1 protein-coding gene is annotated in these 1,214 nt (G+C 52.9%); it reads left to right on the forward strand.

The genetic code is table 11. From position 1 onward, the window contains the following. Positions 1 to 90: 90 nt before the first annotated feature. Positions 91 to 1,214: IS4 family transposase (locus QEH52_RS19740; protein ID WP_308952680.1), on the forward strand; the 1,124-nt coding region annotated here is incomplete at its 3' end.

Consider the following 1,214-nt stretch of genomic DNA (forward strand, 5'->3'; position numbering starts at 1 on the left):
CCCGAATGGCACGGACTTAAGGGCATAATACGAGTAAAAAAAGTCAACCAAAAAGCTTACGTAAAGGCCGTTGGTATGTATTGTTCTTGGATGCGAAACCTTGAACGATTTCTACCCGGATTTAACCATGTTTTATGCGGCAAACCACCAAAGACGACCTTTACGCAGTTCCAAGAAAAGCTGCATAAGTTGAGGGGGTCAACGCTTTCTGAACTATCCCATATATTTGAAGGTTTGATCCCGCTCGACAAGCTCTGCTCTAGAGCGAACGGGGCGCATAGCCGAACTCGGATTTATTCCCATAGCGTGAGTTTCTTTGGGTTCCTTCATCAAGTGCTTTCGCCTGGGATGCCTTGCCGTGAAGTTGTGCGTAAAGTGCAGAGCTTTTGCAGCGAGAAGAAGCTGCCCTTGCCCGATTCCGACAACGCGGCCTACTGTCGAGCCAGAGGAAAGCTGGACGATGAAGTTCTGGAGACGATCCACACGCATGTGAGCGAGAAGGTGCAACAACGTGTATTAGCGGACCAGCGTTGGAAAGGTCGCGATGTGAAGGTCATTGATGGGACAGGAATCACTCTACCGGACACGCCTGAAAACCAAGAGGAGTTCCCGCAACCGGCCCGCCAGCTTCCTGGTTGCGGGTTCCCTGTGATGAAGGTGGTGGCTTGCTTTTGTTTGGCTAGTGGCGCGTTGCTTAAATGGGTCGAGACCGAACTCAAGCGCCACGAAAGTCGCATTCTCGTGAAATTCATCGAGTTCTTCCGCCCGGGGGATGTCGTCCTGACCGACCGAGGCTTTAGCTCTTACGGGAACCTGGCTGCTTTGTCGGCGAAAGGCGTGGATGCGGTCATGCGTGTTCATCAGGCGCGGAAGCTGGACTATCGCAAGGGCAAGGCACTTGGGCCGCTGGATCGCTTAGTCGAATGGGTCAAGCCGCAGCGCCCAAAAGGCTGGGATGAAGATCATTGGGCGAGCTTGCCAGCAGTTATGACGCTGCGCATCGTGCGCATACGCATTGAGGTGAAAGGGTTCCGCGTTCGTCAATACGATCTAGTGACGACGCTTTTGGATGCCTCGGATTACACCGTGGATGATTTAGCCGAACTCTACTTTAGACGCTGGGCAGTCGAGTTGTTCTTTCGTCACATCAAAACCACGATGGGCATGGAAATGCTCCGATGCAAAACCCCGAAAATGGTGCGCAAGGAGCTGCG

It is taken from the genome of Thalassobacterium maritimum, from assembly GCF_031127805.1.
GTDB lineage: Bacteria > Verrucomicrobiota > Verrucomicrobiia > Opitutales > Coraliomargaritaceae > Thalassobacterium > Thalassobacterium maritimum.